This is a genomic window from Trichocoleus sp. DQ-A1 (assembly GCF_039961955.1).
In the GTDB taxonomy this organism is placed as follows: Bacteria; Cyanobacteriota; Cyanobacteriia; order Cyanobacteriales; family FACHB-T130; genus FACHB-T130.
The window spans coordinates 46,548-63,851 of record NZ_JAMPKE010000026.1; the positions used below are offsets into that span (position 1 = coordinate 46,548).

16 protein-coding genes are annotated in these 17,304 nt (G+C 48.1%); 6 read left to right on the forward strand and 10 right to left on the reverse strand.

Annotation, left to right across the window (positions count from 1 at the left end; translation table 11 throughout):
* Positions 1 to 120: 120 nt before the first annotated feature.
* Together NDI33_RS20480 and NDI33_RS20485 are read right to left on the reverse strand one after the other, a co-directional pair.
* Complete coding sequence (locus NDI33_RS20480; protein WP_190679304.1) at positions 121 to 837, reverse strand: hypothetical protein; 717 nt, start codon at positions 835 to 837, stop codon at positions 121 to 123.
* 680 nt (positions 838 to 1,517) lie between these two features.
* Positions 1,518 to 1,955, reverse strand: a complete 438-nt coding sequence (locus NDI33_RS20485; protein WP_190679306.1) for a nucleoside deaminase — start codon at positions 1,953 to 1,955, stop codon at positions 1,518 to 1,520.
* 463 nt (positions 1,956 to 2,418) lie between these two features.
* Here NDI33_RS20485 and NDI33_RS20490 point away from each other — a divergent pair, with 463 nt between their 5' ends.
* The gene (locus NDI33_RS20490) at positions 2,419 to 3,531 is read left to right on the forward strand and encodes an acyltransferase family protein (RefSeq protein WP_190679311.1); all 1,113 of its coding nucleotides are present in this window, start codon (positions 2,419 to 2,421) and stop codon (positions 3,529 to 3,531) included.
* A gap of 138 nt (positions 3,532 to 3,669) precedes the next feature.
* Positions 3,670 to 3,873 (forward strand): hypothetical protein, encoded by a 204-nt coding sequence (locus NDI33_RS20495; RefSeq protein ID WP_190411686.1) that lies wholly within the window; start codon positions 3,670 to 3,672, stop codon positions 3,871 to 3,873.
* Between the two features lie 11 nt (positions 3,874 to 3,884).
* On the opposite strand, the gene NDI33_RS20500 is transcribed toward NDI33_RS20495, so the two are convergent.
* Both NDI33_RS20500 and NDI33_RS20505 read right to left on the reverse strand, forming a co-directional pair.
* On the reverse strand, positions 3,885 to 4,949 hold the full coding sequence (locus NDI33_RS20500; protein ID WP_190679312.1) for an ADP-ribosylglycohydrolase family protein: 1,065 nt from the start codon (positions 4,947 to 4,949) through the stop codon (positions 3,885 to 3,887).
* A gap of 42 nt (positions 4,950 to 4,991) precedes the next feature.
* Positions 4,992 to 5,417 (reverse strand): GxxExxY protein, encoded by a 426-nt coding sequence (locus NDI33_RS20505; protein ID WP_190411688.1) that lies wholly within the window; start codon positions 5,415 to 5,417, stop codon positions 4,992 to 4,994.
* A gap of 61 nt (positions 5,418 to 5,478) precedes the next feature.
* Here NDI33_RS20505 and NDI33_RS20510 point away from each other — a divergent pair, with 61 nt between their 5' ends.
* Both NDI33_RS20510 and NDI33_RS20515 read left to right on the forward strand, forming a co-directional pair.
* The gene (locus tag NDI33_RS20510) at positions 5,479 to 8,508 is read left to right on the forward strand and encodes a valine--tRNA ligase (RefSeq protein ID WP_190679320.1); all 3,030 of its coding nucleotides are present in this window, start codon (positions 5,479 to 5,481) and stop codon (positions 8,506 to 8,508) included.
* 156 nt (positions 8,509 to 8,664) lie between these two features.
* The gene (locus tag NDI33_RS20515; protein ID WP_190679322.1) at positions 8,665 to 9,123 is read left to right on the forward strand and encodes a hypothetical protein; all 459 of its coding nucleotides are present in this window, start codon (positions 8,665 to 8,667) and stop codon (positions 9,121 to 9,123) included.
* Between the two features lie 127 nt (positions 9,124 to 9,250).
* Here the strand turns inward: NDI33_RS20515 and NDI33_RS20520 are convergent, their stop codons facing one another.
* The gene (locus NDI33_RS20520) at positions 9,251 to 11,368 is read right to left on the reverse strand and encodes a cation:proton antiporter (protein ID WP_190425425.1); all 2,118 of its coding nucleotides are present in this window, start codon (positions 11,366 to 11,368) and stop codon (positions 9,251 to 9,253) included.
* A gap of 59 nt (positions 11,369 to 11,427) precedes the next feature.
* Here NDI33_RS20520 and NDI33_RS20525 point away from each other — a divergent pair, with 59 nt between their 5' ends.
* Entirely contained in the window at positions 11,428 to 11,607 is a 180-nt protein-coding gene (locus NDI33_RS20525; RefSeq protein WP_190679324.1) for a hypothetical protein, read from the forward strand.
* Between the two features lie 51 nt (positions 11,608 to 11,658).
* On the opposite strand, the gene NDI33_RS20530 is transcribed toward NDI33_RS20525, so the two are convergent.
* The 5 genes from NDI33_RS20530 to NDI33_RS20550 form a co-directional block, all read right to left on the reverse strand.
* Positions 11,659 to 12,327 carry an HAS-barrel domain-containing protein gene (locus NDI33_RS20530; RefSeq protein ID WP_190411692.1) on the reverse strand — a complete coding sequence of 223 codons (669 nt, stop codon included), beginning with the start codon at positions 12,325 to 12,327 and terminating at the stop codon, positions 11,659 to 11,661.
* A 115-nt stretch (positions 12,328 to 12,442) separates the two neighbouring features.
* Positions 12,443 to 12,640 (reverse strand): NAD(P)H dehydrogenase subunit NdhS, encoded by a 198-nt coding sequence (locus NDI33_RS20535; RefSeq protein WP_190411693.1) that lies wholly within the window; start codon positions 12,638 to 12,640, stop codon positions 12,443 to 12,445.
* A gap of 97 nt (positions 12,641 to 12,737) precedes the next feature.
* The gene (gene rodA, locus NDI33_RS20540) at positions 12,738 to 13,991 is read right to left on the reverse strand and encodes a rod shape-determining protein RodA (RefSeq protein ID WP_190425394.1); all 1,254 of its coding nucleotides are present in this window, start codon (positions 13,989 to 13,991) and stop codon (positions 12,738 to 12,740) included.
* A gap of 71 nt (positions 13,992 to 14,062) precedes the next feature.
* On the reverse strand, positions 14,063 to 15,127 hold the full coding sequence (locus tag NDI33_RS20545; RefSeq protein WP_190679326.1) for an Mrp/NBP35 family ATP-binding protein: 1,065 nt from the start codon (positions 15,125 to 15,127) through the stop codon (positions 14,063 to 14,065).
* A 273-nt stretch (positions 15,128 to 15,400) separates the two neighbouring features.
* Positions 15,401 to 15,892, reverse strand: a complete 492-nt coding sequence (locus tag NDI33_RS20550) for an SRPBCC family protein (protein ID WP_190411696.1) — start codon at positions 15,890 to 15,892, stop codon at positions 15,401 to 15,403.
* Positions 15,893 to 16,257: 365 nt separating this feature from the next.
* Here NDI33_RS20550 and hemF point away from each other — a divergent pair, with 365 nt between their 5' ends.
* Positions 16,258 to 17,304 (forward strand): oxygen-dependent coproporphyrinogen oxidase, encoded by a 1,047-nt coding sequence (gene hemF / locus NDI33_RS20555; protein WP_190679330.1) that lies wholly within the window; start codon positions 16,258 to 16,260, stop codon positions 17,302 to 17,304.

Below are 17,304 nucleotides of genomic sequence, written 5' to 3' on the forward strand. Positions count from 1 at the left end.
TTACAAAAGCGGGATTCTCCCATTTTTTGTAGCTTATACAACCCTATCAATTCAAACAATTGCTGACTGTATAAAGCTAACCCCATACATAGAAGTCTGATAAAAAATACAAATTATCCATTACAAAATACTGCCCTGAGTGCGACGACGTACCGCCAGTGCTAACCCGGCAAAAACTAAGGAAGTCATGCTTGAAGGCTCAGGTGTAGATACGGGTGCAACATTTAATTTTACTCGACGCCCTGTTTGCATCGAGAGTGAAATATTTGCCGAGGTTGATGAAGAATACACTTGCCATCTGTTCAACTCTCTAGGCGGCGCAGTGAATTGCACCAACATTTCCCAATTGCTGTCAAGCGAACCAATGGCTAAACCATCAGTGCAACAAGCTCCCCAACCCTGATTTGAAGTAAAGAGGGGGCCAGTAGAATTTGCAGTTGCCTCACCTAAATCGTCTACAATTTTTAATTCCGCCGTATCTCCCAACAAGTTAAAGCTCATTTTAGCTGCTCCACCTGTTGGATTACCCGGCTTAGAATGAACGATGAACAGTGACAGCCCATCAATAGCATCTACAAAAAAAAGGTGAGATTGCTTAGCCGTTAAAGTCAGAGCTGGATTATTAAAAGATGAATTATAACCTTTGCTATACTGGTAGTAATTGGCTGCTGTTTTGATTGTACTGAAAGCTTCAACCAACCCCAAAATATTACTATCAAAGTCACCCAAGCCGGGTTTAGATTCTTGCGACACCTTAAGCATCGTGGCGGCTTCGGAGCGCTGGGCAAAGAATGGAACAAACAGCGCGATCGCTACCAACATCAAAAGCTTTTTCATGACTTGTTATTTTGTAGATGCTTTGCTCACTAAAACCAGAATACGTTTATTTAAATAAAGTTATAATAAAGTCAAATTAATAAAATGGTGAATTTAATAATTTTTACATCTTTATTTCAGGGAAAATACGAATTGACTTTAAAAGAAATATCGGTTCTTCGGAAACGCTTCCTCCTAGACGGAACCACCCCATTTAATTTTTCTTTATTTTCCACAGCGAACCCTCTTCTGTTACCTTCGCAAGGACAGAAGAGGGTTTGCCAATTGATATGCTTTCTAAATGAGCTGAATTAAGGTTTAGAAAACCGGAAGTTTTACCTTTAATTGCCGCTGAAGTGGCACGTTAACGAAATCCTGCGGAAGAGGATGTCCCTCCTAATATCCGAGAGTATCCGCTCCCCCTAAGGAAGTTTAAAAAGCAGGGTGGTTTCATACAACCCTTAGAAAATATCGAGGCATTGCGACATTTTGTAGGGGCATGGCAATCAAAAAGCCCCTACCGCCAACCAAAATCAACGCTACATAATTTTCTTTTAATAAATGAAACCACCCTGCCTTAGGGAAGCTTAAAGAGGAAGGAACCGAACCACTCAAAGTCCCCTTTTTAAGGGGTATCATCAGTGGGTAAGCGTGTCACAAGAATTTTCACACCTCCGCTAAGCTGCCTTTACCCAATAAACCTAGCCGCATGAATGATTGAATAATTGTAGAGCTTCTTCTTTGAGAATTCCTTTGGTCACTTTTATTCTCTTAGACCCTTTTTTAATAATTTCTTCGCTAGATAAGTCAAGCTGGGGAACACCAGCCTCAATTAAGTCTTGAATGGAAGCTCCAAATATAATTTCAGATATCCCTGCCCATATACAAGCTGTTGTACACATTGGGCACGGTTCGCAAGTTGTGTACAAGGTATAACCTTCTAAAGAAGGATTTTTCATTTCTTTTGTTAAACAACGAATCGCGTTAAGTTCTGCATGGGCAGTTGGGTCATTATCCGTTTCCACAGTATTGTGCGCTTTAATAATTACTTGATTATCTTTAACAATTACTGCACCGTAGGGAGCATCTCCTAGCTTTGCTTCTTCCAGGGCTATCTTCATAAACTTTTCTATTTTCATCCAACTCCTGCGACAAAAAAATCTTTTTGGATAAGCCTTATCTTATCCTATTTTAAGGTAAGGCTATAAATTATCATCCTTAAATCAACTGAATAAAATGCTAAAAAACAATCGCTTTATTTTTAAACATTAGCAGTCTATATCAACCACAGTAAAGTATTCCGTCAATCAGAATATGTTCGACTTCCTTCAAGAAAGCCTGCAACAACGCCGCGCTTAGTTGTTGCGGGTCAGTACGAGTAATTCGCGATACCAAAATTTTATCGAGCAGTTTCGTGACCCTAGTATAAGCTTGAACGGCTAGAGCTAGCATCAGGCTCCTACAACTCTTTAATTAATCGGGAATTATTTTGATTTCCTTCCCCGTGATGTTACCCTAAGCGACAAGATGAACGTCTTCGTTCGATAGAGTGATGCCTATCACCCTGTTATTTATTAATGTCTTGCTTCTGGAAACTCTACTATGCGCTTGACTTCGCTCGATGTGTTTCGAGGTATTGCCATTGCGGGAATGATTTTAGTTAATCAGGCGGGAGTTGCCGACCAAGTTTATCCTTTCCTGCAACACGCAGAATGGCACGGCTGCACCTTGGCAGACTTGGTATTTCCCTTCTTTCTATTTATTGTCGGCGGGGCAATGACCTTTTCCCTTTCCAAATACGCGGAAGGGAACCGCCCTACTGCCGATGTTTATAGACAAATTTTACGCCGAGCGGCGATTCTTTTTATTCTTGGTTTGCTGCTGAACGGCTTCTGGAATTATGACTTCAGCTCCATCCGCATCATGGGCGTCTTGCAGCGGATTAGCCTTGCCTACCTGGTGGCTGCTCTGATAGTTCTTAACGTGCCACGCAAAGGACAGTGGGTACTCGCAGCACTGCTACTCATTGGGTACTGGATGGCGATGTCTTTGATCCCGGTTCCCGATTATGGAGCTGGTGTCTTAACGAGGGAAGGGAATTTTGGCGCTTATATTGACCGCCTGATTATTGGCACAGCGCATCTGTATAAGGGAGATAATTTCAACTCAATGGGAGATCCTGAAGGTCTTTTCAGCACTCTTCCAGCAGTTGTCACCGTCCTCACCGGCTACTTTACGGTTGACTGGATACGCACCCAACCAGTACAGTCACGCACCAGTATCGGCTTGGTCTTGTTTGGCATTGCTTGCCTAGTCGCTGGATGGGCGTGGGGGTTAACGTTTCCCATCAACAAGAAACTGTGGACGAGTTCTTTTGTGCTTTTCACAACTGGTTGGGCGTTGCTGTTGCTGGCAGCTTGTTATGAATTGATGGAAGTGCGGAAGTTCCGTCGATGGGGAAAGCCGTTTGAAGTTATGGGGTTAAACGCTATCTTCGCGTTCGTCGCCTCAGTTGTGCTGATTAAAATCCTGGCTAAAACCCACGTTGGAACCGGCGAAACCGCCCCAACTACTTATAACTGGATCTATGAGAATGCCTTTGTGTCTTGGGCGGGAGCGATGAACGCCTCTTTATTGTTCGCCATCGTGACATTGCTGTTCTGGTGGGCGATTCTGTACGCAATGTATCGCCAAAAGTGGTTTTTGAAAATCTGAGACAGCACTTCCTCATGACTCCAGAAATGACCGGGATCACTTAGTTATTAAGGTGTTGTCACAATTTTTTCTAGCTTGCATCACTGGGGATGGTTCGGAAAAAGCTGAGAGTAGAGATATCAAATTCTTGATCTGACCATGACAGCTGAGTTTTTTCCGACCCAAGTGACTATCGAGGATCTAGTTGCTCAGATATTCGTCTCCCGCCGGATTACTCCTGTGAACCAGTACCAGCTGCAAACTGTCCTGCTCACTAAAGATTGGCTGGATGAAGAAGAACAAACCATGCTCAATCGGCTATTTTATGGTGTCCGGCATGGTTTGCTAAAACTAGGGGAATGAGTGAATTCTACTCAATAGGGTGGTAATAACCTACGGAATCCATGCAAGATCACCACAAGCATGAAGAACAGATTCCTCAGGAAAAGATTAAACACGGGCAGAAACAATGCTCGTTGCTCTACACCCCGCTCAGAAACCTCAGTTAATCTCCTTCCCAATCCTTCCATCCAATTAATATTTCTCGGCATTTTCCAAAGACCATCAAGCCACAGGGAGGGAATGCCGACTTTGCCTACAGATGCCCCGATAATTCCGCCTAAGATTGCTGCTGTGGTATCTGTGTCCCCGCCGCAACGAATGATTTCTAGGATGGCGGTTCGATAATCTTGCTGATATCTCAACCAGACATAAATCACCACCGGCACTGTGTGATAAATATAGCCAGTGACGCCTGTGCCCAGCCCCATGTGGGCGGCAAAGGATTCTGTACTTTCTTGGGCATCTGCACTGTCGCAAGCTTTTTTAATTAGCTGCAAGAATTCACCAGACTCTGCTCCTAGGATCTTTTCAAGAGTGCGATAGTAATCTTGGGGCAAAACATACGATTGGTGACTGGATAGATGGGATGCGATCGCTACCGCCAAAGCCCCATGTTCTGCTTTTGGATCGGTATGGGTGATGCGGGTGGATACTCGGAGGAATTCGCGTAATTTTTGGATGTCGTCCCCATAACAGACACCAATAATGGCGCTTCTCATCGCGGGGCCATTTCCAGCAGAGAAAACACCAGCGCGATTGGGGGAAAATCCCAGCCATAGCCTCAAAATCGCTTTTAAGGTAGCATATCCGATACCTGCTGGCAGACCCAGTAACCAGAAGCGCAATTTCCAAGCCAGTTGTTTCGCAAATATCTGGACATCCCCACCCGCAACGATTAAAGCTTGGGCAACCATGCAGGTGTGTTCCGTATCATCGGAGACCATGCCTTTACCAAAGAAGAAATGGTGCCTGTTTATTTGAGGATAAAGGCGATGTTGTCGTTGTTTAGATAAGCCTTCGTAAGGGAGTCCGATGGCGTCACCTACAGCAGTTCCAAGTATACAGCCAATGATTGCATCTGCTTTTTGAAGGGGCATGGGATTAACGAACCGCCAAGGACGCAGAGGACGCAGAGAGAGTTAGGAAGAGAGAACGATGCGGCGGATGCCGTCTTTGAGGAGGGAGACGTTAAAGTTGATGAGCAGGGCAAGGGGATAGTTGGTCATTTTAAGGTAGGAGAGGACTTGGGCTTGGTGAATAGGATCTAGGTTTTGAACAGCTTTCAATTCAACAATTAGGACATCACCAACCAGAAAATCTAATCTGCCTTCACCCACTTGATGACCTTTATAGGTCACAGCTAGCGTTTTCTGAGGTTTAGAAAATATTCCCCGCAACCGAAACTCTACCTCTAACGCCTCCTGATACACAGACTCCAAAAATCCCGGCCCCAGCACTCGATGCACCTCCATCGCCGCACCTATCACAGCATACGCAAGTTTATCCACCTCCTCACTTGGCTCTCTTCTCTTGGCGTCCTTGGCGTCTTGGCGGTTCGTTCTCATATACCCTTCCCTACCGTATGGCAAAATTTATGTAAAGCCGTCTTCATTTATTCTTCCCAGCATGACCGCAACAATCCCCGCCCTCGCCAGCCAATACGACCCCACTACGACAGAAACCAAGTGGCAGAAGTTCTGGGAAGAAAACCAAGTCTTCAAAGCCGACCCGAATCATCCAGGCGAACCTTACTGCATCGTGATTCCGCCACCCAACGTCACGGGTAGCTTGCACATGGGACACGCCTTTGAGAGTTCCCTAATTGACACCCTCGTGCGCTACCACCGGATGAAAGGACGCAACACTCTGTGGGTACCGGGAACCGACCACGCCAGTATCGCAGTGAACGCCGTACTGGAAAAACAACTGAAGGCAGAAGGAAAAACTCGCCATGAGGTGGGACGCGAGAAGTTTTTAGAACGGGCTTGGCAGTGGAAATCGGAATCAGAGGGAACCATTGTTAATCAGCTGCGGCGTTTGGGCGTCTCGGTGGATTGGACGCGGGAACGCTTCACGATGGATGAAGGCTTATCCAAAGCAGTGTTGGAAGCTTTTATCCAAATGTATGAGGAAGGACTGATTTATCGCGGCAATTATCTGGTGAACTGGTGTCCCGCGAGTCAATCGGCCGTATCTGACTTGGAGGTGGATAATCAAGAAGTCAACGGGCATTTGTGGCACTTCCGCTATCCCCTCACCGATGGCAGCGGCTATGTGGAAGTAGCCACAACTCGCCCCGAAACGATGCTGGGCGATACAGCAGTGGCGGTGAATCCCAACGATGACCGCTACAAGCATTTGATTGGGAAGACGCTGACGCTGCCCATTATGGGGCGAGAAATTCCGATTATTGGCGATGAATTGGTCGATCCAGCTTTCGGGACGGGTTGCGTGAAGGTGACACCCGCCCATGACCCCAATGACTTTGAAATGGGTCAGCGTCACTCTTTGCCGTTTATCAACATCATGAATAAGGACGGCTCCTTAAACGAAAATGCCGGAGAATTTCAGGGGCAAGACCGCTTTGTTGCCCGGAAAAATGTGGTGCAGCGACTGGAAGCAGACGGCGTTCTGGTGAAAGTAGAGGAGTATAAGCATAAGGTTCCTTATAGCGATCGCGGGAAAGTCCCGGTCGAACCCCTCCTCTCAACTCAGTGGTTTGTCAAAATTCGCCCTCTCGCTGACCGGGCGCTAGGGTTTCTAGACGATCGGAATTCACCGGAGTTTGTCCCAGAACGCTGGACGAAGGTTTATCGCGACTGGCTAGTAAAACTAAAAGATTGGTGTATTTCTCGCCAACTGTGGTGGGGACATCAAATCCCAGCTTGGTATGCGGTAAGTGAAACAGGCGACGCAATTACCGACGAAACGCCGTTTGTTGTCGCCCGTACCGAGGCAGAGGCACGGGAGAAGGCATTTGCACAATTTGGAGAAAATGTCAAGCTAGAACAAGATCCAGATGTTCTCGATACCTGGTTCTCTTCTGGTTTGTGGCCTTTTTCGACGCTGGGTTGGCCCGAACAGACGCCAGATTTAACAACCTATTACCCCACCACAACCCTCGTGACAGGCTTTGACATCATCTTCTTCTGGGTTGCCAGAATGACGATGATGGCGGGGCATTTTACGGGGAAAATGCCTTTCCAGGACGTTTACATCCACGGCTTAGTGCTGGATGAGAACGGCAAGAAAATGTCTAAATCTGCCAACAATGGCATCGATCCGTTGTTGCTGATTGACAAATACGGTACCGATGCCCTGCGCTACACCTTAATTAAAGAAGTGGCTGGGGCGGGTCAAGATATCCGGATGGAGTACAACCGCAAGACCGATGAATCGGCAACGGTTGAAGCTAGCCGCAATTTCACGAACAAATTGTGGAATGCTGCCCGGTTTGTGATGATGAATCTGGATGGCAAGACACCGCAACAATTCGGGAACCCCACCCCAACCCTCCCCGTTAACGGGGAGGGCGAAACAAAAAGTAACGGAGGAGATTTAGAACTCTGCGATCGCTGGATTCTCTCCCGCTACCATCAAGTAGTGCAGCAAACCGGCGACTACATCAACAACTATGGTCTTGGTGAAGCCGCTAAGGGACTGTATGAATTCTTTTGGGGCGATTTCTGCGACTGGTACATTGAACTGGTCAAACCTCGCCTGCGCCCAGACGCCCCCGCTTCCTCGCGGTTGGTTGCTCAGCAAACTCTCGCTTATGTGCTGGAAGGAATTCTAAAATTACTCCATCCTTTCATGCCGCACATTACCGAGGAAATTTGGCATACGCTGACTCAAGCGAATGAAGGCAAAAGCTTAGCGTTGGAATCTTATCCCAAATCCGATCCAGCACTCATTAACCCGGATTTAGAGCAACAATTTGAGCTGCTGATTGGCACAATTCGGACGATTCGCAACTTACGGGCAGAAGCAGATATTAAGCCTGGGGTGAAGGTGTCAGCAATCTTGCAAACTGAAAGCGATCGCGAACGGCATATCCTCTTGGCTGGCAAGTCTTATATTCAAGACTTGGCGAAGGTGGAAGAATTAACCATCCCAGGGACAGCCGAAACACAACAGCCGCCTTCATCTGCCGAAACACCCAATCAGGCGGTATCTGCCAACGAAAAAGGCAACTTTAAAATTAGCCCAATTTTCTTGCCATTTTTACTGTTGCTGCCGTTGCTCTTTTTAGTGGGCACTGGTGTAATTGCGGTGGCAACAGTGGCAAAACAAATTCTCGGAACCCGTGTCTCAGAAGCCAAACAAGTTGGTGCGACGAATCCTCCATCCACCGTTTCTCCCCCAGAACCGGCGAGTACCGCACAAGCGGATACGCCACAAGCGATCGCTGGTGTCGTGGGTACGGTGCAAGTTTCGATTCCCCTCGCTGGTGTCGTCGATGTGGATGCTCTGCGTGCCAAGTTAGAGAAAAATTTGAACAAAGTTGAAGCAGAAGCAAAGGCCCTTTCGGGACGTTTGAGCAATGCCAAATTTGTTGATAAAGCACCCGCTGATGTCGTCAAGGGAGCGCGGGATGCCCTTGCCGAAGCCGAGACACAGGCAGAAATGCTGCGCGAACGACTCGCGCAACTGTAGAAGCGATCGCGTAGGGGTAAAGATATCTCGCCCCTACGAATCCCACTCTGGGTTACACACTCCTTCTTGCGGGGGAAGAAGAAAAGGGTTGTTTAAAGTAGAATACGCCCGTAAAGTTAGGGTGCCCAGTTTTATTAATTTAAAGACAAAATACCAATGCGATATTTTGCCGAAGTGCAAAAAAATGAATCATCGGGCAGTCTGGAATTGCGAATCCTAGCTGAGCAAACCTCTGACAATATCTGGGCAGTGGTGGAGAAGGAATCTGTCGTTCCCGCCGCTGAGATTCCATCCTTAAGCGAAGGTTTGTTGGTTCTGGCAGACCTTAGCGAGAATCAGCAGATTCTAAGTATTCACGAAGCCAAAAACTGGGTTTTGGATTTAGTGCAGCAGTACCTGACAAGTAGCATTACTCCCGCTTTTTTGCAGCAGGAAGCCGAACGTGCTGAACACTGGCGGCAAGACCTTACTTTACAAAGTCAGGAATTAGCTCGCAAAAATTTGGAAATGGAAGCGCGTCGCGAACAAATTCAAACTTTAGAACAAGAACTCGAACAGAAGAAGAAGCAACTAGAAGCCTTAGAAGCAGACCTAAAAAAGAGAGGCAGTAACTAGAGGGAACGCCGCATCAGGGGACGTTTGCAACCCTTGGCAATACTTCTGGGATCTGAGATAAGAACCCTAAACCCCAAACCCCACCCCTTACAAGGAAAGGGTGGGGCAGAGGTGAGAAACCAATTACTCACGTTAAGACATTATCGTTGGCAACCCTTGGCGACGGCTTGGGGAGAAGCACGCCGGTGGTGGTTCGTTGCGGCTCCCCTAACAGCACCACAGAGCAAGCGAGATGTTGAACCAGCTGGGTCGTGATATCGCTAACTTCCAGACCGCCCGCAGTGCGGTATCGTAGCGATCGCAATACAATCAAATCAAACGAACGAGCTGTATTGAGAATCGCTTGCGCCACATTCTCATGCTTAATCACTTCAATCTCAAAGTTCGTCTCCGGTGCCCACTTTGAGGCTAAAAGAGACAGTTGCGATCGCGTCCACGCTACCTTAGCTGCCGAAGTTCTAGCATTGCAGACGTGTAACAACGTTACCTGAGCTTGATTGGAATCGGCTAGAATTTTCGCAAACCGTAACGGTTGCGTCCCTTGCCCCGTCAAGTTTTCCACCGGCACCAAAATGCGGTGAAAATTCATAGGTGAATCCAAGAGGCGTGTCACCACAACTGGACAATGGGACGCCCACAGCACGCTATCAATCACATTGCCAAACAAACGCGCCCTGAAGCCCGTCCGTTTGCCCCAGCCCATCACAATTAAACTCGCTTTTTGTTCGCGGCTAGCGCGGCTAATTCCGCGAGCAATGTCGTCATCTAGGCGCAGCAACGGCTCGGTTTTCACACCCAGTTCCCCAGCGAGTTCCGTGGCTCGCTCAAGTAGCATCTCACTGCGTTGGAACGCAGCTTCCATTTGCGGTGCGTCCATCTGAGCATTGGTTGTCGTAATCGCTAAAGGCACAATTCGTCCAGCTTCATGCCGCGCCAATAGCGCTGCCATTTCCATCAAATACTTCTCAGTTTGCGGATTGTAGACGGGTACAACTACTGTAAAAGGATGGCTTGCCGATGCCTTTTCCCCATCCAGTCGAGTTTTATCGCTCTCCAGTGGCTCAGCTTCCGTTACGGTTAATCCGGGTGCGAACTGACTGGTAATCAACGGTCCTAGCGTTGCCGTCACCAGCATTAAGACAATAACGCTGTTTAAAACCTCTTCCGTTAGTAGTCCAACCCGGTAGCCGACGAGAGTAGCAGCCAGCGTTGCCGCAACCTGGGGCAGCGACAGCGACCACATCACGAGCATCTCGCGCCAGTTGTAGCGGTAGACAAATTTAGCCAACAGAGCCGCTAAAAACTTACTACCAATCAAACCCACTACAATCGCTAGCGTCAGCCAGATAGAACTGAGCGTTTTAATAAATGCTGGGATATCAATCAGTAGCCCCATATCCACAAAGAAAATGGGGATAAACAGGACGCTTCCGACAAAAACCACCTTTTCTTTTACTTGCCCTTCCCCCACAACATCATTCACCGCCAGACCGGCAAGGAAAGCTCCGACAATTTTTTCCACACCGATTAGCTGGGCACCCAACGATGCGAGAAATAGTGCCAAGAGTACAAATAAAAATTGATTGCCTTCTTCTTGCCCAGTGCGCCGGAAAAACTCTCGACCCACCCAGTCAAAGCCAAACAAAATGACGGCAGAGTAGACAATCAAAGAACCAAAAAGGGTGAGTAGCTTCACAACCGTGAAGTCACCCCCATGAATTCCCACACAAACAGCCAATACCAGTAGAGCGCCAACATCAGTGAAGATGGTCGCTCCAATTGTCACCGTGACGGCTTCGTTCCCTACAACGCCGAGACGGCTCACAATCGGGTAAGCCAAGAGAGTATGGGAGGCAAACAGAGAGCCAATCAAAATTGAAGCGTTCCAGTCAAAGTTGAATACACGCCCCACGATTGTTCCCATAATTAGGGGCACTAAAAAGGTAAACGTGCCAAAACCGGCAGAGCGATGCTTCGTTTTGCGGAACTGTTCAATGTCAACTTCTAGCCCTGCCACAAACATCAGGTAAACTAACCCGATATCTGATAGCAGCTTCATCGTCTCTGATTCTTTCTGAAGCAGCTGCAACCCATTAGGCCCAAGAACCACTCCCGCTACCAGCAAACCAACCAGTCCTGGCAGTCGCAGCCGCTCAAAAAGGATGGGCACGGTCAAGATGACTACTAGCAAAAGAGCGAAGGGAACAATTGGTTCCTCTCGGAACACATGCAAAATCGGTTCCATAAACAGCGGCTTGGAGATGAGTTTGAAGCGATGCTTGCAAAAGTCAGCGATGCTGACTTTTGAAAACATGGTGGTATCACTGGAGACATCCTACAGAAAAACCGTTTTTTGCGCCCTACCCTAAAGAAATAGGGGTGCTGGGTGCAGTAGATGAATATATTTTGGATCTACGGGATGCCCCAATGGAAGTAGAGTTACAGAAGTTTTTGCGCCCTAAGCGCGAAGGACGGATATTTTGAGGACAAGACACCTTTAATTTTTAGGCGTTAAGTTTCTAGGGCATCCGCTGCCTATAAACGGATTTGGCTCAAAATGTACCTCAAGCGGTCGTAGTCGTCCTTGAGAAGGACGCTGAGGGTTCGTCCTGCCTGCACCAACCAGTCACGGTCAGCCTTGCGTAGTTGATAAATTTCTCGAATCGCTGCTGCAATCAGCGCCTCCACCGGCGCACCCATGACCTGCAATAAGGTTCTTAAGAAATCCATCTGTTCGCTGAAGTGAACAATTTCCTCCGGTTCGCACTGGTAAACCGCTTGATGAATTTGCGGCGGACGAGGCGGCAGGTACTGATAAATCGTTCCACCCAGGCGCTTAGAACCATTGACCCCTTGATGGGTAGCTTCAAAACCAACAATAGCGGCGCGGAACTCGGTTTTCAGCATGGCAAATATTTGGGGTTGCTGCTCTCGCAGTTCCTGCAATGATAGCCCCAAGGCTCTTGCGCGGTGAATGGAATCAATGGGACTGGTCGCCGCATGATAAACAACAGCAAAGACGAGATTTCCCGACTCTTCATCCGTAGCTTTGACCCAACTGCCAAAGGCTGGCATGACAGGGAAGCTCAAGTCTTCTGGATCGAGACACTGTGCCAGGAATTCAGTCGTTGCCGTCTCAATCACCTCAGCAATATGGTTGGCGGGGCGATCGCCTGTGGCAAACTGTGGCAGGGGAAGTCGCATATTTTTGGTAATGGATAATCGGTAATGGGTAATCGGTAATTAGTCGTTCATGTTTCTTTAGGTAAAAACCATGAACTTTGAAGCATGACTAATTACCAATTACTTTTTTCCAATCTTATTTTGCTTTTTTGCGACCTGCTGTTGTCTCTGCAAGTTCTAATTCTGATAGTTGGAAGGTGACGAGTTTATCCCAATTTCCCCCTTCAAATAGGACTGCTGCCTTTCCCTCGCCAACCCGTTGAACTAGCCCTTTATAGCCGTAGTAGATATCGTTAGTGTTCTTTACTTGAACAACCGCTCCAGGCAGAATCATGATTTTTTCTCGGTTAAGTTTTCATTTATTAGCTTAATAGCAGTTAGCTGTCATTCGTCATAGGTCAAACCAGCGACCTATAACGAATGACAAAAAGCTAAAACTTCAATCGGTGTCGATAATTTGCTACAGACTCTACAATCCCCAGCGCCAAAAAATTCTTCAACATCGCCGAACGACCATAACTAACCCAGGGAAGGGGAATGCCGGTTACGGGTGCAAGTCCCATCGTCATGCCTAGGTTAACGACCACCTGAAACACAATCATCGATAAGACGCCAATTGCTAATAAAGATCCAAAGTTGTCTTTGGCATTTTGGGCAATAATCACCAAGCGCAGGCAGATCAACCAAAAGATAAATAGCAGAAAGAAACTGCCTGCAAGTCCGAATTCTTCACCAATGGCAGAGAAAATGAAGTCAGTGTGCTGTTCCGGAATAAAGTTAAGTTGGGTTTGGGTTCCCTTGTGAAGCCCTCGTCCCCAAAGTTCGCCTGCGCCAATGGCAATACGAGATTGGATCAGATGGTATCCGCCGCCGAGGGGGTCTAGATCCGGGTTAAGGAACAAAATCAATCTGTCTTTTTGATAGTCTTTCAAAACTCCCCAGAAGATTTGCCCTAACTCGCCTCCCACCAAGTTGACGACAATCGCTCCAATGGCACCCGACAAAGGCCACGGTAAGGTGCGCCAACCAATAATGCCCATGATTGCCGTCCAGATGAACCATCCGGGCATAAATACGTTAAACAAGATAGCCGAAATCACTGGAGAAGCTAGCAGGATTAGCCAGCCGGGATTGGCATTCCCCCAGTAGAGCATACCCAGCACGATCGCTCCAAACACCAAGGAGGTTCCCAGGTCGGGCTGCAAAAATACTAAAATCCAGGGAACCCCAGTCACCGCTAAAGCTCTCAAAACAGCGGGAATCGTGGAGGCGGGTCGAGCATGTAGAATAGCAGCCAGGGTGATTATCACCCCTAATTTGGCAAATTCAGAGGGTTGAATGTTAAAGTCGCCGATAGTAATCCATCTTTGGGCACCTTTGGCGCTGGTACCAATAATCATCACCGCGATCAGGGACAAGTTGGTAATGCCATAAAGAATCCAGTGCCACTGGAGCAGGTTCTCGTAACGCGATCGCGCGATAAACATCGCCAATATCAGCCCAATGAGGCCCACCAGCCAGTGCCACCACCAGTCGGTCAATCCCTGGTTAAGTTCGGCACTGCGGATCATCACACCTCCAAAAATGGTGAGTCCAACAATCAGTCCCAATAGCAGCCAATCTACCTCTTGCCAAGGGGAGAGCAGCGATCGCCAGCGAAAACCAGTTAGTGACTTATGCAACATTGCTAAACAATTAAAAATTAAAAGTTAAAAATTAAAAAGGCAAATTTTTTACTTTACCTTTTTAATTTTTCTTAAGTTAAGGCAGCGACAGAAACTTTGCCCGCGATCGCTTGAGCGATCGCCATCAGCGCTTTCGCAGAAGCCGACTCTGGATCGGCAACCACAATCGGCACTCCTGCATCGCCCCCCTCTCGCACGGGCATTTCTAGCGGTACGCAGCCCAGCAACGGTACGCCGAGTTCTTGCGCCATCTTTTCACCGCCTCCAGAGCCAAAAATGTCATACTGCTTGTCGGGCATATCCGGCGGAATAAAATAACTCATATTTTCCACCATTCCCAACACGGATACTCCCAACTGCTGGAACATCTTCAAGCCCTTACGCGAATCCAACAAAGCCACCGTCTGCGGCGTCGTTACAATGACTACCCCAGCCATTGGCACCGCTTGCGCTAGCGTTAACTGGGCATCTCCAGTGCCGGGAGGCATATCTACAATCAAATAATCCAGTTCCCCCCACTGTACTTGGTAGAGAAACTGGCGAATAATTCCATTCAGCATGGGTCCCCGCCAGATCACCGGCTGATCCTTATCAATCAAAAACCCCATTGAAACTAATTTGACGCCGTAGTTAAAAGCCGGTTCCAACTCTTCACCATTAGCACCTTGCCGCACGCTTACCTTGGCGTCTGGCAATCCCAGCATTGTCGGGTCATTAGGCCCATAAATATCCGCATCAATCAGACCGACTTTAGCTCCTAAATGTGCTAAAGCCACTGCCACATTCACCGCTACAGTACTTTTGCCCACACCGCCCTTGCCACTAGAAATCGCGATGATATTCTTTACACCAGCAATTCCGGCGCGATCCGGAAGCGACTTTTGTTGGGGTGTCTCAGCGGTGACATCTACCACGACATCTGTCACTTCTGGCAAATTTTTCTTGAGTGCCTGTTCGCACTCTTCCACGATGAACTGGCGTAGTGGACAGGCAGGTGTCGTCAGCACCAGAGTGAAGCTGACTTTTCCGGAGTCAATTTGCACATTGCGAATCATGTTCAACTCGACCAAACTCTTGCGGAGTTCGGGATCTTGCACGGGTCGCAATACTTCTAAAACTGAGCTGGCATCGAGCATAACTAGGTTACTTGCATTCCTTATCCCAGATATTGCACCTGGGACAAAACGATCGGGGTTCTCTCTCTTCAAGTATCTTAACGGTTTGTTTGACGCGATCGCGCTATGCAGTTCAGGGTCTAAATTTAGATTGTTAATTACTAATTACTAATTGATAACTCCCTCTATTTGCCTCTCCCCCTCTCCTGAAACCTGTATTCTCAGTTCTCAGCCCTCAGCCCTCAGCCCTCAGCCCTCAGTCCTCAGTCCTCAGTCCTCAGTCCTCTCTAGTTTCTAGCCTTGAGCTTGTAAACCCACCTGTTCGGCAGCTTGGGCTAATTCAGTAGCAACACGAGCTGAGTAAGAGCCAATCATCCACCAAATTAAAGGTGACAACCAACCGCGCAACGTCACTGAATAAGATACATACGTGCCGCAGACCGTCGATTCTACCTGGTACGTCACCCGTTTCTCAACTCCTGGGATTGCCAGCATTCTCACACTGAGTAACTCACAGGGACGGACACGCTCAACAAAAACCCGGATGGGAATAGGTAGCCAGCGCGTGACTACCTTGTAAATCAATCCCGGTTTGGCAATCAACCCGCTGGGGACATTGGTGCTGGCAAGTAGAGGATGCCAGGATACATCGCCAATATTGATTAATTTTTGCCAGAGGACATCCACAGAAGCAGAACTAACGGCGCGGTAAGTCCGAACCAGGGAAAATTTAAAGGAAAAACCCTCTCGACCAGCGATAAACTTTAAGGAAAAATTGAGAATCACAACACTCCTCCTCGCACCAAGTCTTCAAGGGAACTTATTACTTTAATCCCTGGGATCATTAGGTAGCATCCCCCTGTAGGATATTTCGATAGCCTGTAGACGCTTTATTCAACTTGCTGCTTGGGTTCAGCAGACCCGATTTAAGATAGGCTGTAAGTTCCCCTGCGATCGCATAGAGTTGAGTGCTTTGACCCGATTAAAGCGGCTCACCCTGACCCCGAAAAGCAAGCTGACGTGGTACAAGCGATCGCGCCCGTACAAGCCGGTATCCTGGGTGAACTCAGGCGAACTCCCATCCCGATTTATTCAATTCAATACCTTTTTCCTTTCCCAATCGCTTTTGTGAACAATATTGACTTGAGATTATGACAGCTTTTCAGACGGACGTAACTACTTCTGCTAAGGTTTTGCCCCCAGATGACTCGAAAGCTAGGGTCAGCCAGTTTATGCAGCAGCTGCAAGACCAAATCTGCGAAGGTTTGGAACAACTGGATGGAGTTGGGAAATTTCAACAAGATGCCTGGGAACGAGAAGAAGGCGGCGGCGGTCGTTCCCGCGTCCTCCGCGAGGGCGCAGTTTTTGAACAGGGTGGCGTTAATTTTTCTGAAGTCTGGGGTCAACAGTTACCTCCGTCGATTCTGGCGCAACGCCCGGAGGCGGCTGGGCACGGCTTTTATGCGACTGGCACCTCAATGGTCTTGCATCCGCGCAATCCCTACGTCCCGACGGTTCACCTCAATTATCGCTACTTTGAGGCAGGGCCAGTTTGGTGGTTTGGCGGTGGGATCGATTTAACCCCTTACTACCCGTTTGCAGAAGATGTCGCTCAATTTCACCGCACTTTAAAGCAAGCCTGTGATGCCCATCACCCAGAGTACTACCCCACGTTTAAACTCTGGTGCGATGAATATTTTTATCTGAAGCACCGGCAAGAAACGCGGGGCGTTGGAGGACTCTTCTTTGACTATCAAGATGGTCAGGGAGCCTTGTATCGCGGCCCGCACGCCGATGGACCAGCAGCTGTTTACAGCAACCAAGTGGGGACGCCTTCCCCACGCAACTGGGAAGATTTATTCGCCTTTGTGCAGCATTGTGGTCAGACATTTTTACCGGCTTACGTTCCCATTGCCGAGCGGCGGCAAAAGATGGAATATAGCGATCGCCAGCGGAATTTCCAGCTTTATCGTCGCGGTCGCTATGTGGAATTTAACCTCGTCTACGACCGAGGCACCATTTTTGGTCTTCAGACGAACGGGCGCACCGAGTCAATTTTGATGTCTTTACCGCCTCTAGTTCGCTGGGAATATGGCTATCAACCCGAACCAAACACCCCAGAAGCCGAGCTTTATGAAACTTTCTTAAAGCCGCAAGATTGGGCAAACTGGACACCTCCCTCGGAATCGCAGGTCTGA